At 55.5% G+C, this 18,832-nt stretch carries 14 protein-coding genes and 1 pseudogene; 3 read left to right on the forward strand and 12 right to left on the reverse strand.

Annotated elements, in window-relative coordinates; genetic code table 11:
- Nucleotides 1-621 precede the first annotated feature (621 nt).
- The 6 genes from Pla52nx_RS08695 to Pla52nx_RS08720 form a co-directional block, all read right to left on the reverse strand.
- On the reverse strand, nucleotides 622-1,212 hold the full coding sequence (locus tag Pla52nx_RS08695) for a hypothetical protein (protein ID WP_146519042.1): 591 nt from the start codon (nucleotides 1,210-1,212) through the stop codon (nucleotides 622-624).
- 1,034 nt (nucleotides 1,213-2,246) lie between these two features.
- Nucleotides 2,247-2,621, reverse strand: a complete 375-nt coding sequence (locus Pla52nx_RS08700; protein ID WP_197454381.1) for a hypothetical protein — start codon at nucleotides 2,619-2,621, stop codon at nucleotides 2,247-2,249.
- 122 nt (nucleotides 2,622-2,743) lie between these two features.
- On the reverse strand, nucleotides 2,744-3,769 hold the full coding sequence (locus Pla52nx_RS08705) for a hypothetical protein (protein ID WP_146519040.1): 1,026 nt from the start codon (nucleotides 3,767-3,769) through the stop codon (nucleotides 2,744-2,746).
- A gap of 159 nt (nucleotides 3,770-3,928) precedes the next feature.
- Nucleotides 3,929-4,195, reverse strand: coding sequence for a hypothetical protein (locus Pla52nx_RS08710; protein WP_146519039.1), 267 nt, complete (start codon nucleotides 4,193-4,195; stop codon nucleotides 3,929-3,931).
- A 786-nt stretch (nucleotides 4,196-4,981) separates the two neighbouring features.
- Nucleotides 4,982-5,545: a hypothetical protein gene (locus tag Pla52nx_RS08715; protein ID WP_146519038.1), complete on the reverse strand. Its 564-nt coding sequence runs from the start codon at nucleotides 5,543-5,545 to the stop codon at nucleotides 4,982-4,984.
- A gap of 105 nt (nucleotides 5,546-5,650) precedes the next feature.
- Nucleotides 5,651-6,061, reverse strand: coding sequence for a hypothetical protein (locus Pla52nx_RS08720; protein ID WP_146519037.1), 411 nt, complete (start codon nucleotides 6,059-6,061; stop codon nucleotides 5,651-5,653).
- 375 nt (nucleotides 6,062-6,436) lie between these two features.
- Between Pla52nx_RS08720 and Pla52nx_RS08725 the strand changes: the two genes are divergently transcribed.
- Nucleotides 6,437-6,745: a DUF4277 domain-containing protein gene (locus Pla52nx_RS08725; protein ID WP_146519036.1), complete on the forward strand. Its 309-nt coding sequence runs from the start codon at nucleotides 6,437-6,439 to the stop codon at nucleotides 6,743-6,745.
- A gap of 18 nt (nucleotides 6,746-6,763) precedes the next feature.
- Nucleotides 6,764-8,203: pseudogene (locus Pla52nx_RS08730) on the forward strand (IS1634 family transposase); the annotation flags it as partial.
- Nucleotides 8,204-8,274: 71 nt separating this feature from the next.
- On the opposite strand, the gene Pla52nx_RS08735 reads toward Pla52nx_RS08730, so the two are convergent.
- The gene (locus Pla52nx_RS08735; RefSeq protein ID WP_146519034.1) at nucleotides 8,275-8,775 is read right to left on the reverse strand and encodes a hypothetical protein; all 501 of its coding nucleotides are present in this window, start codon (nucleotides 8,773-8,775) and stop codon (nucleotides 8,275-8,277) included.
- 2,162 nt (nucleotides 8,776-10,937) lie between these two features.
- Here Pla52nx_RS08735 and Pla52nx_RS08740 point away from each other — a divergent pair.
- Entirely contained in the window at nucleotides 10,938-11,198 is a 261-nt protein-coding gene (locus Pla52nx_RS08740) for a hypothetical protein (protein WP_146519033.1), read from the forward strand.
- A gap of 67 nt (nucleotides 11,199-11,265) precedes the next feature.
- Here Pla52nx_RS08740 and Pla52nx_RS08745 read toward each other — a convergent pair whose 3' ends face one another.
- From Pla52nx_RS08745 to argC, 5 genes are all read right to left on the reverse strand, one after another.
- Nucleotides 11,266-11,910 carry an IS110 family transposase gene (locus tag Pla52nx_RS08745; protein WP_146519032.1) on the reverse strand — a complete coding sequence of 215 codons (645 nt, stop codon included), beginning with the start codon at nucleotides 11,908-11,910 and terminating at the stop codon, nucleotides 11,266-11,268.
- A 159-nt stretch (nucleotides 11,911-12,069) separates the two neighbouring features.
- Entirely contained in the window at nucleotides 12,070-13,359 is a 1,290-nt protein-coding gene (locus tag Pla52nx_RS08750; protein WP_146519031.1) for an FAD-binding oxidoreductase, read from the reverse strand.
- 194 nt (nucleotides 13,360-13,553) lie between these two features.
- Nucleotides 13,554-16,601: a VWA domain-containing protein gene (locus tag Pla52nx_RS08755; RefSeq protein WP_146519030.1), complete on the reverse strand. Its 3,048-nt coding sequence runs from the start codon at nucleotides 16,599-16,601 to the stop codon at nucleotides 13,554-13,556.
- Between the two features lie 45 nt (nucleotides 16,602-16,646).
- A complete protein-coding gene (locus Pla52nx_RS08760; protein WP_146519029.1) occupies nucleotides 16,647-17,714 on the reverse strand; it encodes a CPBP family intramembrane glutamic endopeptidase in 1,068 nt (355 codons plus the stop codon).
- Between the two features lie 77 nt (nucleotides 17,715-17,791).
- The gene (gene argC / locus Pla52nx_RS08765; RefSeq protein ID WP_146519028.1) at nucleotides 17,792-18,814 is read right to left on the reverse strand and encodes an N-acetyl-gamma-glutamyl-phosphate reductase; all 1,023 of its coding nucleotides are present in this window, start codon (nucleotides 18,812-18,814) and stop codon (nucleotides 17,792-17,794) included.
- Nucleotides 18,815-18,832 lie beyond the last annotated feature (18 nt).

The following is an 18,832-nucleotide window of genomic DNA, read 5'->3' on the forward strand; positions in this document are numbered from 1 at the left end:
CAAGGCCAGTCTTGGTGGGCGAACGATCCGCGATGACAGAGTCGCTGCATTGTGCTTTCCATTTTCCAGCGGTCTACCTGCGTCTTCGGGCGAGTTTTCGTAGGTCATGCTGTGCATGAGGAGATACGGTCTGCCCATTTCCAAGTCTTGCCGCCTGGCTTGGGTAAAACATCTGCTGACATCCGATGCCACCGACTTGCGATGAACGCATGCCGTCATGCGACGAACATTTTCCAAACATGACGTACCGGTTCAACGCCACGTCAGAGCCCCCACCGCGAGGACAGGAAGATGCAAAACCAGAATGAGCACGAGTTTTTTTGCCCACACATTTTTTTGCTCAGACTCGCCGCGCTAAAGCAATCTCGACGCGCCACCATTTCGGCATCATCTAACCCGTTCAACCGAAGCGAGAGATGACGCCAATCCTGGTGCATGAATTCGATATCTTCACGAAGGAACTCCAGGTTGCCATTGCACAGTATGAGGAGTTGACGGTGCGTGCTCGGTTCTTCCTTTCGTAGCAATTCGGCGTTTGCGGAGGACTCGGCGACACAGTTGATCAAGAGACAATAGAATTCGACTCGATCGGCAGTTTCGCGTCCTGCGTTCCCGTGCTGCCTATTCGACATCGCCATGTTTCGTGGCACCCGGTAAAGGTGGGGGCGCAATGATGACCGCCACATACGGAAGCCCCTCTTCAATCTCTATCCGCTTTACTTCTTTACCCGCACCCAACCGCACGGGTTCAACTGCTCGACTGCCAGGTTCATCCAACAGCGTGATGCTCGCCTCGCCACCGACTGGCGTAAAGCCACCCACGAGAACCAACACGCGTCCCTTTTCCCGCAGAGGTACGTCTCCGCCGACGGGGCAAAAGTTGCCAGACTTATTGCCGTCAAGTTGACCACTCCAAACGCGATTGTCAATTTCAGCGTCCTCAAGTAGCCCGTCACAGACAGGCACCCAGTCTGTGACAGCGAAATACTCGGACTCGCCCATCTCTTTGAGTTGCTCTACAACCCAAGACTCGACGACGGGGCCATCCTGCTTCGGAGTGCGCTCGGTGACAGGCACGATTACCTTCACGAACACTTGGTTGAATCGCTGCCGCGCGATCGAGGCTTGCGTTGCATTCTCGGCGGGTAGCTCAGACGCAAAGATCGTGAGCGTGCAGAGCACCAACAATTGGGCAAAGCTACTACATCTCATTTCGGACCTCCAAAAGTGTCAGTGGGACAGAATCCTAGCAGAAGGACGGCGTTGACGGAGTCGCGGCATTGTGGTTTCCATTTTCAAACGGTCTACCTGCGACTTCGGGTGAGTTTCCGTAGGTCATGCTGTGCATGACGAAATACGGTACGCCCCGTTCTACGCTTGGCCGCCCGGATTGGGGAAGACATCTGCTGACGACCGATGTTGCCGACCTGAGATGAACGATTGCCGGCATGCATAGCCTGACCTACCGCAACTGCCGGACCAACGCTGCGTCAGAGGACCGACAGCGAGGGGCAAAAGATGCTGGCTCAAAATGAGCATGAGCATTTTTTTGCCCTTCCATTTTTTTGCCCAAACTTGTCGCACCGAGGTGTCTCAAGTCGATCTGGCAACCTGGAAGTATCGATCGATCATACTCGACTTCGTTCCACTTGATTGGCTTTCAAGCTTCAACGGTAGTATTCGGTCGTCCGAATCCCTGAGTGTCATTTGGCTTCGTCGCTTATTCCACTTCTGGGACATACTCGAATCGGCACGACTGGATGAAGTGGTCCATTAAGAACTTCAGGGTCCTCACTGGCTACTTGACTGACGTGGTGTGCAGCGCGCGTGAGCCGACCAAGGCGAACAGCAAACGTTCTTTGGGGCGCAGACTCCGGGTCTCTCCACGAAGCTCGCCAATGACGCGTCGCGGAGTGCTGCCTTGGGGCATGCACAAACCTTGGGCACTGGAATCATCTGATTGGATCCAACAGGTACCAAATTTCGGAGCTATTCCCGTTCACAGCCGCGCACACCACCCGCAGTCCATTCATCCTCACCCCCTTTCTGCCTGTCTCGCTCCAGAAAGTCCAGTGCTTTAACGACTGACTTCGACCACCCGTCTTAGAGCCGCTGCAACACTCAATACTGGCCTGTCAATACTGGGCCTGTGGGCTAGCAGCTACCCAGGCGGGATTTCCCCCCGCTCGTCAATCAGACCTTGCCAGTCCGCACGTGCAAGGCTTTGTTCTGTGACGTATTTTAGGTCAGTCTTGCAGCGCAATTTCAGTGGTGCCATCGACAATCAAAGCACGTTCCATGATATCAAGTTCCGTCCCATCTAGCATAAGCCTCCAGCGTCCGGGCCGTAGCGTTTCGTCGTGAAACGTGGTCTTTCCCAGTTCCGCTGGCAGTTCCATCCGCGTTGCCCGTTCAATTTCAGTGTCAATTAATTGCCCCGTGAGAACCGTCGTGTAAGTTGGCCGAACATCATTGGACTTGTACACCTCAACGATTGCACCTTGAGGAGAATTTCGCACAGAAATCTGCCACGATGGGCGTGACGTCATCCACGCGAACATCGCGACAATCGGTATCGCAATGATAGCGAGCACGATGATGATAGGCGCGATCTTACGCATGGTGCATTTGCCAGGTGTCGAAGTTGATCTTAGAACGACCGCAATCACCGAGTGCGGCCAAGTTGATTTCCATTTGCAAACACGCCATGCCGCACTTCGATAAATTGCATGGTTCTGCGTTTCTAACGCACCGGGCCGAACAATGCCTGAAGCCCAGCTGAAGATGTCATTGTACCGAATCCGTAATGTCCCACCTTGGGCACAACTGCAAACTTGTGAAAACGAGTGATCCGTTTTCCATACTTGAAATCTAGAAAGGACTGAAATACCAACATGCGTTGTAGGCGATGAGCGCCCTGCATCATCGCGCCGCAACTCTTGCCGAGAGATCCATCGTTTGGGTCAGCATCGTTTTCCCCGCATAGGTAGAAGACTCGCTTCTTTGCGTAAGACTCAACGATCGCCTGAGAATCAACGTCAGCGAAATAGCCGTAGGGTTTCTCAAGTCCGTAACCCCAATGGTTGTATCCAGGGCATTGCTCAACAGTCGTCTCATCTGGAATCAAGAAACTTCGTTTCGAAACGTTGTAACGCTCGGCGGAAGGATAGGCGTATGACGATGGCGCAGAGACAACGTAACGAAATTGAATCATTTCGTGCTGGTATTTGCCTACCATTGCATATCTCTGCACAAATTGACCGCCAGCAGAATGCCCGACCAAGACAATCTCGCGAACATTTGGGAAATTACCGCTGTCGACAAGACGTTCTAACCATTCGTCGACGACGGCATAGGCGCTAAGTGAAATCGCCTTTGCATCAGGACCATTTGCAGATCGTGACGAACCACGATACGGGCTGGACCTCCAAAACAACAAGCCATCTGTGATCGCGCCTGGAATCACGTTCTGCTCGTAAAACTGAGGTGCAACGATTAATGTCTGATTGAGAGCGCCGCGTACGCGCGAAGCCGCTTGCTGAGCATTCTTGTAGTACTGCAACGCGTCGAAATCGCTGCTGTGGATTGAGAATAGAATTCGCGTGATGCGAGGATTTGCCTCTGTAGTGGGGTGGCTGGCAGCGTACGGAACGAACGCTCCAGGCTGAGACTTCACATCGTAACGAAGCGGTGCGGTCTCCAATGCAGTAGCGTCTGCGGACAGCAACGAAACCGCGAAAACGCATGTTATGAAGTGTGAAAATCTCATTTTGTGTGTCTCGCAGCGCTGTCAACTCTAATCGCAGAACGAATTGCGATCTATGCAGGCACAGGACGTGCATGCATAGATCGGGCGTTGAGCTTTGTCGGAGGTTGCCAACCCAAATGACTTGGCCCGTAGAGCTTGGATCGGAGCGTCCAATCCGCCTCAAAAAGATTCTATCTCGAACGACACTCCCGGTGTCAAACCAGGCAGGTACATCTGGAGCGATTTTGCCGGGTCCCAGCCCGTTTCCTTTGCGACTTCTACCTGCGTTTCCAGATACCAGTCGTAATCATCCGAACATATCATGCGTCGCCCCACCATCAGCATCATCGCAACCAAAGCATCGTCCCACCAAAAAGCCTCTCTCTGACCGCGAAGCCGGTCAAAGACGGTAGCCGTTGGTCGCGACAGCTCGCCGACGGTCAGCAATTCCCAATACCCAACCGACCCCGAAGGCGATCGCAGAAGACACGATACACAACACCGCCTGCGAAACGAACAAAGCTCAGGCGTCGGCAGAAAGAAGTGGCCGCAAGCGGTGTCACAATCGCAGTCGATGAGACAAGACATTCATCGGAAGTTGCTCAGTTACGAAGCTTTTTTCGTGTGTCGTTGTGTTCTTCGTGGCCATCGCTGCCCCCGACCCAGCGAGTGAAGACTGCTTGCCACAAATAGCGCGAGAAGCCACAAGAACTCAGGCCACTGTTGGACCGCCGCATGGTTTCATCGGCAGCACCACGTTGCCAGGACGCTCTGATGCTGCGTCCCCATGAGTCGTGCCCTGTAGTGGTCAGGTCCGATTAGTGTAGCTGGCAAGCTAAGCAGCAACCTTGTTGCCACGCGGCCCACCGTAAGCCGTATTCGCCAAGGAAGCGTGATGAGAGAACGGAATGCTAACGACGATTTTGAAACGTCATCGGGGAGGCAGAGGATGAAGGTACGTCCCGACATCGCCCATCGTCGCAAAAAAGGGACTGGAAACCGGTCTTCGATGGCAAGGCACCGTCGAACAGACGCAGCTCGAAACGTGAAGCAGTATCGCACGCCGTGTCGCGTCATTCAGCATGGACGACGCACCGCCAGCATCTGAAGCAGCGGCAAGCAAAAACCAAGTGAGCTAGTCAAACCACTTGGCAGGACCACGGGCTTCTTGAACAGAGGACTTGAACATCGGCTGCATTCGTTCCTCACTCCGCGATGTCAAATCTTTACTTGTTACGTTTCTTCTCCGGGCAGGTGCCAGTAAGAAGGCTTCGTTTCGCGTGGGATCCGATCACCTTCGGGAGTGAAAAACCAGTTTAGAAAATCAGTGCTGCACATTCCAGTACATTCAACATGCACGAGCCCGCGACCGGTAACAGTCATTTCGTTTCCGTCACCCTGAAACTCGACGTTGGTCGAACCACATTGCAGACACTTTGGTGGTGCGAGACGATCGCTCCGCCATTGAACCCGTCGTTCTGCCTCGTCGATCGCCTCGGCATACAACCGTTTTCGGCGTTCGCGAAATACAGGTTTGTCGAAGGGTGGTTCTTCTGAAGTAAAGACTTCGGCGCGCATAGACGTTGGATCGCGCAGTTCGACAAGTTCGTCCTCGATTTGTTGCAGCGACGCAATCCACTCAGCATCGACGAAGTCTTGGCATTTAACGCACCACGCCATCGTTGGTCGAAGGTCAAGTGTCGACCCATCGCCGAATTCGTAGTAGTATCCGCGCAGACCGAACCATTCCGTTTCTTCACCTGTGTCCGCGAATCGAATTATGTAGCAGGCTGGCACCGGCGAACGCCTTTGATCTGAAACGTAACGGTAGCCGTCACCGGGCGGCGAGAGTAAAACTAACCATCAGAAAACGCGTTGACGCCGCTCCGGTGCACGGCATGGTTATCCGTTGCCTGACGTTAGCACGGATCGGATGCGGTAGAGTATACGCCGAATGAAGGACGCTGTCTTGGGCGGTGTTCGGTCATGCGTTGTATCGAGCATCCAGAACGGCATCCGTGACGTCTCCGGCAAACGCTCAACGGTATCGCCACGATCGTCGCCATGTGAGAACGTTCGCAACCGTTCACTAAATGGGCGAGTTGGGGTGGCGTCAAGCTGGTTACGCGGTCGTCGTAGCTTGGGTTTGTATTTGAGCGCACTTGAGACGAAGCGGCCCACGTAAAGTCCACCGCAAAATGAACCGAACAAGATAGCACCAACCGGAGGTGCATCGCCCGCTAACGGCATCGTCGCCGCAGTTGCGAAGATCGCGAATATGATTGCGATGCCGACAGTGATGATGTAGTTCATTGCGAATCACGAACGGGCTTCAGTCGGATAACGGCACGCGTCACCCGGTACACGCGAAAGATTTTTCACTTAAAAACGCTGGCTTGCGTACTCGGGTGCACCTTCTTTTCCGCACGTCTCGTTTTCATTTTCTTCGAGTTTTCGCGGACATGCAAGCGGCGTTCTTTGCGGAATGTTATCCATGCCGGGGTGTCCAGCGATGCGCAAAACTTTTTTTGACGAGCACACCTTTATACTTACGTCAAATGAAATTCACGTAAGTTGAGTCCGACTCGACTTACGTCAATGGCTGTTTCCGTAAGTCTTAATGCACCGCGCGCGCCGTCCCTGTTGGACACCTTTCTATCAACGCAGGCCGATGCATAACGTGCCTGCATGAGACACAAAAAAAGACAACCGCATCGTGCGTCCGATCCTGCCAAGCTCGCAACCAAAGCGGTGGCCGATGACTTGACCTTGCAGTCAAGAACGATTGGGGCTTTGCCCATCATCAATCGATTCATCGACCGATTGAATTTGCACTCGCTGCTCAATCAGTTTCTGCCCTGGGAAGACGGGCGAAGTAAGGTTGCCACGTCCACCGCGATCCTGTTGCTTGTCAAAAACATCCTGCTTAGTCGTGAGCCGATCTACGGACTGGCTCAGTGGGCAGCAGCTTATCAACCTGAACTGCTGGGCCTGTAAGAGACTCAGCTTAAAACACTCAACGATGATCGTGTTGGACGCGCTCTGGATCGTCTCTTCGATGTAGACACACCTCAATTCGCGATGGCCGTGACGCGTCAGTCGGTAGAGCAGTTCGATCTTGACCTATCCGAATTACACAATGATTCAACGACGGTCCGATTCTACGGTGACTATGAAGAGTTTGAAGAACCGGTCCAACGACGTGGCAAACAAACCGCTGCGATGCGACAGGGACACAGCAAAGACCATCGACCTGACCTGAAACAGTTGCTTTACATACTGACCGTCTCTGAGGACGGCGGGGTCCCGGTTTACTTTACAACCGACGATGGCGACAAGCATGACGATCAAACCCATATTCCGACTTGGGATTTGCTCAAGGAACTGACGGGGCGAACGGATTTTCTCTACATCGCCGATTGCAAATTGGCCAGCAGCGAGAATCTTGCGCACCTCCATCGCCAGAAAGGCCGATTCATCACGATCTTGCCGAAGAATCGCAGTGAACCGCGGAAGATGAGGCAGTTGCTCACCGACGATCCCGACTGCGTTTCATGGAAAACGCTCTACGAAATTCGCGACGAGGATGGCAACCTTGAGCATCGGTTTCGGACTCCACGTGAAGAAGAGATGACAAAGGATGGCTATCGTTTGATCTGGATTCACTCGTTGGTCAAGGAGACAACCGATGAAGCCTCCCGTATGAAGGCGATCGGCAAGACGACTAGCGAACTGTCTCGATTCCGCGCACGTCTACGTTCCCCACGCACGCTTATGCGACAGCGTCACCGAGTCCAAGAGGAGGTGGAAGCGATTCTCGCTAAACGTCCTGTCGGTTCGTTCCTAAGCGTTGAAGTGATTCAGGAGGAAGAAGTCACTCTTAAGCAAGCCACTCCGGGGCGTCGCAGCAAGAAGACTCAGTACACCAAGGAAACGAAACTTCGCTTTGACCTCAGTTGGAAAATTGACGCCGATGCTCTCGAAGTGGCCAAGCGAAGCGATGGAATCTTTCCGCTAATCACCAACGACAGCAAGCTATCTGCGGAGGATGTCTTGAGAGCCTATAAGCGTCAACCGATTATCGAAAAACGATTCAGCCAACTGAAAACCGATTCTTGCGTTGCCCCGGTCTATCTCAAGGAAGTCAGCCGAATCGAATCGTTGCTTTGTGTTTACTTCTTAGCACTGGTGATTCAGACGTTGATCGAACGAGAGATTCGCCGGGCGATGGACTCCAGCGGGATAGAAAGCGTCCCGCTGTACCCTGAAGGTCGCGCCTGCAGACGACCAACGACTCGCCGATTGATTGATGCGTTATCGAGTCTCAGTCACCACCGTTTGCAAACCGACGACGGTGACACTCTGAGTCTCTACACGCAGCCGACATCGCTTCAATCGCAATTGATCAAGCTCATGGGCCTTCGCCCATCGAGCTACGGGCGCAAAAAAAACTGACCGCGAAAAACTCAGAGAAATCGGATTTTAGATGTGCGGAAAAGAAGTTGCACGGCATGGTTCGCCGCACCCTACCTCGCACTTTCTACAGATACAGGCTGACCTAAACGACTTTTCTCCTCCAGTAGCATCAACTCCGCGCGAAGCCGGCCTGCAGTAGCAACCGCCATCTCGTCAGTGCCTCCAATTCCGGTCTCCATTCTGACCCGAGCGTAATCCTCTCGCTCCTTTGCGTGCTCAAGCAGTGTTTCCACAGCTGCGATACGGTCTGCTTGAGTGATTGCCGCTGCAAGCTCCGCCTCTGCTAGCTCAATATTTGCTTTCGCAAGTGATGTGATGTTGTCTGTTCCTTGCATGTACCGACGCTCGAGAATTTCGACGACGCGACGCAACGCGTCGCGATACTCAATTCGTTTGTTGAGGATCTCCTGGGACGGCTCTGGATCAAGCGATGGGCGTGAACTGTCAGCGAAATTGCTGTCTTGGGACGATTCGGTGATACCACGCTCAGGTGCACACCCGAGGAGGCAAGAGACGAGAATTGCGGCTGGGAGGATAGGCGTTTTTTTCATTACTCTAGTCGGGAACGGTGGCCGTCACCGGGCACGGAGAGACGACTTTCCATTTGTGAAACCTTGCAAGCCGTGCTCCGTGTGCACGGCATGGTTCGTCGGTCTTTTGTGCAGTGGTGACCGGTCCGAAATTGTAGCCATTCATCTATCATGCCGCTACCAAATCTGCTCGCGTTTCACGGCATCGTGTCATGCACCGGATGGCAATGAATATCATGACTGGAGCGTCGATGAGAATAAAAAAATATCCAGCCCCATTGGCCAACAGAACATGATCCACGTAGATCAACGTCAATAATGCTGTGAAACTTTTGCGATGTCGTATCGTTGAGCGAAATGCAAAGTAGGCGGCAGCCAAGAACACGATTCCGAGCACAACGTCGAGACCAACATGCAGTGGAAATGTCGTTGGCGTAGCATGCTGCAGATGACCGCACATGCAACTGTGCATAAACGTGCAGACCGTAAACAACGGGAAGCCTGCCAACAAAAGGTAGCCGACAGTTGATGTATTTGAAGCAAGTACACGTAGCGGGCGAGCGAGTGTGTCTTCATTGGCTGCGGGCTCGTATGGATTGATGTCAGAATTCGACATTGAGCAAAGGCATTATCCGACGAACGGCAGCGTTGACCGAGCGACGGCAATGTGGCATCCATTTGCAAACGCCGTATCCGTCGCTTCGTGTCCAACGCATTGTTCGTTGGTGTGTTGGTAGCGGCGAACGAGCAACCATTGCCCAACACCGATCACCAAAGTCTAGCGTGCGTATCATCACGCGCCAAATTCGACCGCGCATCGTCGATCGCAACCTTCGTGGTGAAGATTGTCGGCCGCATCGACGCCTGACGCTGGTTTCGAGCATCCGAGTCGTTCCGCCTCCAACCGTGAAGACGATTTGCCACGAAGAACACGAAAAGACACGAAGAAGGTCGCAAGCATTCATTCATCGCGCGGACCAAGATCAGACCCGGCAACAGATCGCGATAGCGTGTCAAAGATAGCCATCAAAACAGACGACGGCAAACCAACACGACACGCATCCTCTTCGATCACATCGATCTTTTGCCTCGCCCAAGACACCTGCGTTGGATTCATTCTTCATCCGACGAACTTGTAATTAAGGGGAGTCAGGACTTGGCGGTTGGTTATTTGACGCCTTATGGGCGGTTGGCCCTCCAGTTATCCCGGTCTTATTGGCAGTTGACTGATTTTGGCCAAGCTTTACAGCAATTTGCCAATAAGAACACCACGCATTATAGGCAGTTGCCGCTTTGAGTGCAATCCCAGGTGGGGTTGACACCACCTTGCAGGGCCTGCATTTTGACAGCACGGACATTTTGTGCATTTGGATTTCCGATTTGAGGGGTCATGCAATGGCAAGATCTGAGAGCAGGCGTGAGAGTGGGTACGGTGGGGTTCATGATAGCGTTGTCGCTTCGGGAAAGCCGGATTGGCCAGCGATCTGGTATGCGAAGTTGCGACGGCATGGCCATTTGGAAACGCCTGAAAGTGGCAGAATCGCTGCTGGAGTTTCGAAGGCGAAAACGATGGGAAGAGTGCCCGCGTTTGGCAGAGGTGTGTGAGACGCTCGCAATATGAAACGAGCCCAGCAAAAGGGAGGGCCGAGAATGCCGGAAGGCAATCTCAGGGCGCCCGAATCGGACCTGGCGGAACGAGGACACATTGCCCCCAGAGAACCATCTAACGAGTTTAGCAGTCTCTGTCGCTGCTTCCGCAGCTTGATGGGATGATTGCCGGTCGAACGTGGGGCTGACGCCCCACGCTTTATGCTGTCGCTGGCTCCGCAGCTGAGGGCGGCCGCACCTAGAGGATGTTTTCGTTTTCCATGGGCAGCATCCATTGACACGTTTGATCAACGCAGCAAAGCACTGTTACCCAGGGCGACGCGGCGATCTGACCTGGGCTATTTTGTCATGTCCCATCGGGACAAAATCGATTAGGTCCCTCTGAAACGAAAATAGCACCTGCCGTCCCATGAGACGTTGCTACGTGATTTGGTGTATTGGGGTTTGTGCCCCCTCATCCCCAGCCCTTCTCCCCCAGATCCTGACTCGCTGGAAGCTCGCCAGGATCCGGGGGAGAAGCCGTGGTGAGAAGATCGGTACGTTATCGGCATTCGCGAAATCCTCGTGACCGCAGGATGCATCGTCACCATTTGCATGAGGACATCAGCACCACGATGATCTACCTGCACTGCTTGAATGACCCAGAAAAGAAAGTGGTCAGTCCGCTGGATCGACTCAATGAGCGGAACGCGGAGCAGAGTGAAGTGCAAGCGAGTGTTCCGGAGCGGATGGCAATGCCGGAAGGCGATCTCAGGACGCCCGAATCGGACCTCGAGGGAGTCCCATCTAACGAATTCAGCAGTATCTGTCGCTGCCTCCGCAGCTTGATGGGATGATTGTCGGTTGCACGTGGGGCTGACGCCCCACGCTTTATGCTGTCGCTGCTGCCGCAGCTGGAAGCGGTCACGCGCAGAGGAAGTTCTCATGTTCCATGGACAACATCAAGCGATACGTTTGATCGACACAGCAAAGTGCTGTGTCCCCCGGATTGTGTTCTACCAAGCGACCGCACCACTGGGTCGCTTGTGAGTCGAAAGCATCCAGTCGCTGAACTTGATGGCGGATCTCCTGCTCGACTTCTCCTGGGGGCACGTAAGGCCTGTGAGTCCCTTTGCCAAAGCAAGTCAACTCGGCAATGATCGCAGCGTCTTTGCCGTCATGCTGACTGGGGACTCCGTCAAAGATCTCTTTGTAATCACTGGATGCCTTGCCGCTGATCCGGTGAACCTCCAAAAAAGCCGCGGTCATTGCATAGCGAACCGCCTCGCTATAGGTGCCGGTAGACTCCAGTCCGATGGTGAGGCTGTCGCAGACATCCTTGAGGGTTTGCAACCGCACAATCAATTCGTCAATCTCCACCGGATTCTTAATGCTCCAGGGCGCATCGAATGTTCCATCAGCCCAACGGACGACGGCAACGATTTCTTTTTTACCGATATCCAGCCCAACACAAGTGCCGGAACCACCTTTGGCGAGTCCTGCATCCTTCAGAATCTCAACGGAGATCTTCTTGACGGGCACTCGACGGTAGAGTCTCTTGGTTCGCATGGGGATGACCTCCTATTTACTGGTCTCTGAGAAGAAAAAACCAGTTTCGAGGCATCCCCTCTTTTTTTGAAGTCCTCATCCTGCGGACTATAGCCAACTGGACTCCAACACGGGCTGAGCGTCTCGGGGGGACGCTGCTACGTGGTGGGTGCGACTTGCTCAGGCGTCGATTTCGACGTCGCTGGTGGGATGGGCGATGCAGAGAACGCAGTCGCCCGGTTCGACTTCGCACTCGGGCTCGCAGAGATACCGTACGCTGCCGCGATTGAGTTTCTGTATGCATGCACCACAGTCGCCGGCCCGGCATCCGGATGTGACGGGGATCTCCAGTTGCTCGGCGATGTCCAGCAAGGTTTGCGTCTCTGAGACCCAGGTTGCCGTTTTCTCCGAGCCAGAGAACTGGACTTGAAACGACTGGCCAGTCGTCGTCGATTGCGTGATGTCAGACGCGGGCACCGCGATCGCGCCGGGACCGGTGAGTTTTCCGCCAAAGGATTCGAACTTGACCTTCGATTCGTTCACTCCATGGACCACCAAGCCGCTTGCCAGCTCGGTCATGAACTCATTGGGACCGCAGAGCAGGAACTCGCCATCCTCATGGCCCAACTGTTCCAGTAATTTCTCAGCCGTGATTCGTCCCGTTTCAAAATCGTACCCGACATCCTCAGCCGATGGTCGACTGTACCAAACGTGCAATCGAAATCGGCATGTCTCGGGCAGTGAGTCTGCGAGTCGACGCAACGGTGCCAGGAAGGGAGCGTTGCTCGCATCACGCAGTTGGTAGAACAAGTTGACTTCGCGATCGAGTCTCTCGCTGAGCGACTGAAACAGCATCGACACCATCGGCGTGATGCCGATTCCGGCAGCGATCAGGTTCAGCGGAGCAGATAGATCGGCTGAGTAGTGAAATCGGCCGCGGGGAGATTGAATTTCGACTTCATCGCCCACGCGGATGGTGTCGTGCAGCAGGTTGCTGAGTTTACCTCCCGGCACACGCTTGACCGTGATTCGATAGTGCGGTTCGTCAGGACCGCTGGACAGGCTGTAACATCTCGAAACCGGTTTGCCGGAGGGATCGGACAATTGTACGAGAATGGATTGTCCGCCGAGAAACCGCGGGAACTGCTTGCCATCGAGCGGCGCGAAAACAAACGAACGACAATCGGGTGACTCGTCAACAATCGACTTGACGCCGACCCGACGCCATCCTTTCCAGCGATCTGAGTTTTGGACAGATTCCAGATCAGCGGGCTTGTTCTGCACCGTTTGCGTTATTCGGCTCGATGACTGTTGACTGGCCCGTACTACTGCGGATTGGCGGGCCACGGCGGAATAGTATTCACGCGTTTTCTTTCGCCAGCACGATTCTTCGTGACGCGTCACGATCTCGGCGAACAGTCGGTGTCCGACGATCGATGCGACAACGGTGATGAGAACGGGCAACAACATGGTCGGATTCGCGGCGACGGATAGGAGATGCTTGGCGGTCGTGAGCTTTCGGAACAGCGGGACCTGGAATCGACAACATCAGCAGACCGCCTACGTAGCAGTAGCTCAGAACTGGGAGATCGAGAACCGCGAATCAGAATGTCAAACACGCAACTTGGCGTGCGATGGGGCCGCTGAGGGTTGTGCGGATTGGATCAATCCTTACGTGCCTTGCGTTTGGCGGCCAACAGTCGCTCGGTGTAGCTGCCGCCGGCGTCTTTTGCCGGAGCGTCGGGCGTTGCCGCGTCCGATTTCGTCGCCGATCGATCACCGGTGCCGCTCGTTCCGATTTGAACATCGTCCGTGGAATTGTCCGACGCGGTGGGTTCGAATCGAACACTCGCGCGTCGTTTTTCCAACGAATCATCCAAGGCCTCTTTGTTCTTGCGCAACGCATCGAGTCGTGCGGTCACCGCGGCATCTTTTTCACTCGTCTTACCCCGCAGCTTTCTCATTGCGTTGCCGACCCAATCGAAATTGATGGCGACGCGACGCACGAAGACATCGGCCAGGAAGATGCAGCAGCCGGTCAGCAAGAACCACGGCCACGCGTCTTTGATGGATCGAGCCAATGCGAGTCCACCGCGAAAGGTATTCGTGTCTACCAAGTCTTCGGTGGGCTCGGTCTCCAGCGCCGGTGCAACGGCCCCCGCTTCGCCGCCCGCCGGCTGGGTCTTGGCCAACGACTCGATCAAGGCCATGTTGGTTTCGCGAACTCGGAACTCGTCGCTGTAGGGGACGGAAACGCCAACGGTTAGCGGTGCGGCGCCGGGTTCAGGGATGACGGTGACGAAGTAGTTGCCAGCCGCGTCGGCTTGGAAGGTTCCGACGTAGCGGCCTGGCGCGGTTTGCCGCATGTCCAGTTGACCGAACGTCGTTTCTTCGCCGCTCTCGCTCGCTTTCATGTCCGACACGTTGGCCTGCATGTCCAGGAAATCCAAGAACGAGTCGTCTTCTTTGAGCGCGTTGACCACCACTTGAACTTCGCCATCCTTGACGCTGGTTGCGATGGAGTACTTGCCCGTGTCGCCGGTGGGACGCATGGTCCAGCGGACGAGCTGACTGAAGAACTTATCGTAGTCGGGCCAATCATTCCATGAAGTCGCCCAGCGTGCTCCCGCATCGGTGGTCAGAACGGCGGTCCGGCCGAGTCCATAAGTCCAAACCGCCAGGACCGTATTGTTTTCAGGTTCAACAGGCTTGGGTGATCGAATCAGCACTTGAGCAAGCGGTCCATCCTTGGTTTGCGTCAGCACAAAGCCACGCGTGTTGGGCAGCACTCGGTCGACGCCGTCCATCAACGCGTGCTGCAACGGGGTGACTTGAGGGATCACGCCGCCTTCGGGCTCGAACACGAGCGGCTTGGAGACACGCCGTGCTTCGCGTTGAAAGATCTTGGGCAACGCTTTTCCCGATTTCACCGCGTAGTACTTGCCCCCGGTTGCTTGTGCGATTCCACGCAACCGTTGGCTTTCGGTCAGACCGTGCGAAGCAACCGCGACGGTGCTGATGGTGATGTTGTTTTGTTTGAAGGCGGCGATCGTTCCCGGCATGGGGTCGCTGGGGTCACCGTCGCTGATGATGATGCAGTGCTTGACGGACGCGGGCGTGTTGGCCAGTCCCTTGACCGCCATCTTCATCGCGGGATCGAACTGCGGCATGTCACCGGGAGTCATGCGGCTGACGGCGGAGAGCATGGCCTTTCGATTGGGGCCGACTTCCATGAGTCCGCCGCCCCACATCCACTGGTCACCGCTCATGCCCCAGTGCAACACGCCAGCGAAATCTGAGGGGCCGAGTTGTTCGATCGCGGCGCGGGCGATGACCTTTTGCCAATGGTTTCCGTCAGCCATTTCGCTGGCGTGCATGATGCAGGCAAGAGCACCGACGGCTTCGACCTTGGCGTTCTTGATCTTGAAATCCACCGGCATGGCTTTCTCGAGTTCGGTACCCGTCCATCCGCTGAACGCGTCCGGACCGCCGATCATCAGGATGCCCGCGCCGAGTTGTTGGGTGTTGCGGACCAACATGTCGATCTGTGCATCGGTGAAGGTCACTGCCGAGTCGTCTTGATCGGCCGATCGTGCGACTCCGGCCAGAATGACAGCGTCAAAGGCCTGCAGTTCGGCCAGCGATCCGAACAGCTCATCGGTGTACTGTTGAACGACTTCGATGTCCGCGTCCCGCAAGGCTTCGATCATCAGATCAAAATCGCCCACACGCCGCTGGTCTTCGATCAGCAGCACACGGGCTTCGCCACGCACGTGTGTGTAGGCGGAGCCTTTGTTGTTTTGTTTCAGCCCGTCGTCTTCGTCCGTGGAAGGCAGAAACTCGGCTTCGTAGACATACGACGCCGGCTGATCGATCTCCAGTCGGACGGGAAAAATGTTTTTGCCCGGCGTCAGCGTGACTTCTTGTTCCAACAACCCCGTGACGGTGCGACCAGCTTTTTGGGTCAGACGCAGCGTCCCCTTTGTTGGCCTGCCCGTCCCGTCGTGGTCTTCGCTGTAATTGTTGAGGACCACTCGGGCTTCGAACGGTTGTCCTTTGCGAATGTCGGCGGGCAAGTCGACCTTTTCTACCAGGACTTCGCTTTTCGCATCCAACAAAACCGGAACCACGTCGATTCCGATCCCCGCGTTGGCGACGCGTGCGGCGAGCTTCTTTGCCTGACCAAGATTTTCGTTGCCGTCGGTAACGATCACGATGCGTCGCGCGGTGTCCTCCGGCATGGAGGCTTGGGCGAGATTCAACGCACCTTCCAAATTCGTCGCATCGGTCTCGTCTTCACCCAGACGCGCTTCCAAGCGTTGCAAATAGATGTCGTCGTCAAACGGCGGGATTTCGATCGACGCGTTTCGGCCAAAAACGATGATGCCAGCGCGGTCGCCACGCTGCTGGTTTCGGTGACGCTTGACGTTGCGAACCACGAAATCCAGCATCACCTGCCGTTTGGCTTGCGGGATGCTGATCGATTGGTCCAGCAAGTACATCACGGTCATCTTGTCGCTGACCCAGACGATCTGAACGCCGGCCAACGCGAGCACGACGATCGACCACACGACGGTACGCAGTGAAAGCGCAAGCCATTTGCGAAATCGCCCCAGCACACCCAGCGACGAATAGCCGATCCACCAGATCAACGGCAACGCGAGCATCAACCACAGGTAACCTGGGTGCTCGAATCCGAGTCGAAATGGCATGGCTGTTGTTCCTATGGGTACAGTTGTCTGGTTGACCCGACGTGATCACGTGTGAATGACCGGGTCGTCAGTCGCGTCGGCAATCGGCAGCGGTGTGGGCAGGTTCTTATTAGGATCAGGATACGCGATCGAAGCAGCAATGACTGCCAGTGTTCCGAGAAAACCCAAGGCCATGATCGACAACGACATGATCGCCACGGGCATGGCCAGGGTGATATCGTTCTGGTCTTCCGGTGCCAAAACGACCGCCACGACGCTGAACACATTATTGACGAAATGGCCCGCCATTGCAGGCAGCAGGGAACCGCTTCTCCAAGCCACGAATCCGAGGAACAATCCCAGCGGTAAAACGGCAATCACATGGACCAAATCGATGTGAAATACGGCAAAAAGCACCGACGCAATGAAAATGCCCACCCCTGGCCCCCAGGCTTTGACCAGCCGCGTTTGGACGTAGCCGCGAAAAAGCAATTCTTCGCAAATGGCCGGGGTTGCCCCGATCATCAAGGCCAGCGGGATCAGGAACCCAGTCGTTCCGTGCCCGCGAAACACGCTGGACATCGTCTTGAGGCTGTCGCTCTCCTGCATGAACGAGCCCACCACGACGGACGAAATCAGACCGACCAAGGGAGTCGCAAACGCCGCTGCGACCCATCCCCACAGCGGCCAGTGGCCTCGAACCAACCCCAGTCGGCGGCGGGTGCGAACCGGTGACAACAACGCAGCAAGAATCGACGGGGTGACCATCGCCAGTTGCGGGATCACCACCAAGATCACCAGCCCGATACGCGACTGGGTGACTTTTTCCATCGCCGCAGGGTCACGCAGCAATCGTAAAGTCAGTTCACCGTGCACCACATAAACGCTGACAGCCGCCATCACCCCACTGGTCACCAAGAACACCGCCAACGACGCAAATACGACCAGCACGGACGACCAAACCCGACGGCCGCCCGACTCCTCCGTCAGCACCTCCGGCTCGATCGCGATGGTGTGTTGATCCGTCGATGCGGAATCCAGGGGAGATCGATACGGATTGGTTGACAACGGCTCGCCCCATTCCGGCGAGTGGTCCGCTGGCTGCTCCGCATCGCGGAAGGAATCATTTGACATAACGAACGTGGGCCGGTGGAATCGATGGTGCTGCGTTTCAGTCTAACCGAAATTGCCGTCTCGCTGAAAACACTGTCTCAGGTCAGGCCGGTGGTTTCATCGAGCGAGAACATCACATTCATGTTTTGGATCGCAGCGCCACTGGCACCCTTTGCCAAATTGTCGATCGCACAAACCAAGACCAATCGGTCACCTGACGCCCGAACGGTCATTTGAACTCGATTGGTGCCCGCAACGTGTTTGGTCGCCGGCAAGTGATCGACGGGAGTGATGAATGGACAGCCCGCGTAGCGTTCTCGCCAAGTTCGCATGACTTGCTCGGCCGACGTTTTGGCGTCTCCTGAGGTCGGACGGACGTAGATCGTGGAAAGGATGCCGCGGTCCATGGGCGTCAAGTGCGGCGTGAACACCACACGGACGGAGGTGCCCGCGATCCGATGCACTAGGTCTTCGATCTCTGGTTGATGCCGATGGCTGCCCACCGAATAGGCCGAGATTGACTCGTTCGTTTCGCAGTACAGCGTCCCGATTTTGGCACTGCGCCCTGCGCCACTGACACCGCTCTTGCTGTCCACGATGATGTCGCCGGTGTCGATCAACCCGGATTGGACCAACGGTGCCAACGGCAGGATGGCTGACGTCGGATAACAGCCCGGGTTGGCAACCAAATCGGCGTCGGCGATTTCCTTGGCAAAGAACTCGGGCATTCCGTATGCCGTCTTGCCAATGCGGTCGGGCCACGGATGCACGACCTTGTACCACGACTCATACAGATCACGTGAGGAAAGTCGAAAGTCGGCACTGAAATCGATCACCCGCGTTCCCGCCTTGATCAAATCATGCACGGTCTCCGCCGACGCGCCGTGCGGCAGGCAACACATGACGACGTCACACCGTTTTGCCAAGGACTCGGCATCGAGTTCCTGCAACGTCAAATCCAACACGCCGGCCAACGAAGGATGCACCGATGCGATGGAGGTGCCCGCATCAGCGCGGGCGGTCGCCGCAACGATCTTTGCCGTGGGATGCGAAGCCAATAGCCGCGCGACCTCTAAACCCGTGTAACCGGTCGCGCCGACCAGTCCGACTGCAATGCTCATGTTCTGCTCTCGTCTCAA

Source organism: Stieleria varia (assembly GCF_038443385.1).
In the GTDB taxonomy this organism is placed as follows: domain Bacteria; phylum Planctomycetota; class Planctomycetia; order Pirellulales; family Pirellulaceae; genus Stieleria; species Stieleria varia.

Bases quoted from the DNA above. Each gene is read 5' to 3' on its own strand.
- Pla52nx_RS08740 (WP_146519033.1), top strand. From the start codon at position 10,938: ATGCATCGTCACCATTTGCATGAGGACATCAGCACCACGATGATCTAC.
- Pla52nx_RS08720 (WP_146519037.1), bottom strand. From the start codon at position 6,061: ATGAACTACATCATCACTGTCGGCATCGCAATCATATTCGCGATCTTC.
- Pla52nx_RS08750 (WP_146519031.1), bottom strand. From the start codon at position 13,359: ATGTTGTTGCCCGTTCTCATCACCGTTGTCGCATCGATCGTCGGACAC.
- Pla52nx_RS08755 (WP_146519030.1), bottom strand. From the start codon at position 16,601: ATGCCATTTCGACTCGGATTCGAGCACCCAGGTTACCTGTGGTTGATG.
- Pla52nx_RS08705 (WP_146519040.1), bottom strand. From the start codon at position 3,769: ATGAGATTTTCACACTTCATAACATGCGTTTTCGCGGTTTCGTTGCTG.
- Pla52nx_RS08745 (WP_146519032.1), bottom strand. From the start codon at position 11,910: ATGCGAACCAAGAGACTCTACCGTCGAGTGCCCGTCAAGAAGATCTCC.
- Pla52nx_RS08695 (WP_146519042.1), bottom strand. From the start codon at position 1,212: ATGAGATGTAGTAGCTTTGCCCAATTGTTGGTGCTCTGCACGCTCACG.
- Pla52nx_RS08760 (WP_146519029.1), bottom strand. From the start codon at position 17,714: ATGTCAAATGATTCCTTCCGCGATGCGGAGCAGCCAGCGGACCACTCG.
- Pla52nx_RS08700 (WP_197454381.1), bottom strand. From the start codon at position 2,621: ATGCGTAAGATCGCGCCTATCATCATCGTGCTCGCTATCATTGCGATA.
- argC (WP_146519028.1), bottom strand. From the start codon at position 18,814: ATGAGCATTGCAGTCGGACTGGTCGGCGCGACCGGTTACACGGGTTTA.
- Pla52nx_RS08725 (WP_146519036.1), top strand. From the start codon at position 6,437: ATGAGACACAAAAAAAGACAACCGCATCGTGCGTCCGATCCTGCCAAG.
- Pla52nx_RS08735 (WP_146519034.1), bottom strand. From the start codon at position 8,775: ATGAAAAAAACGCCTATCCTCCCAGCCGCAATTCTCGTCTCTTGCCTC.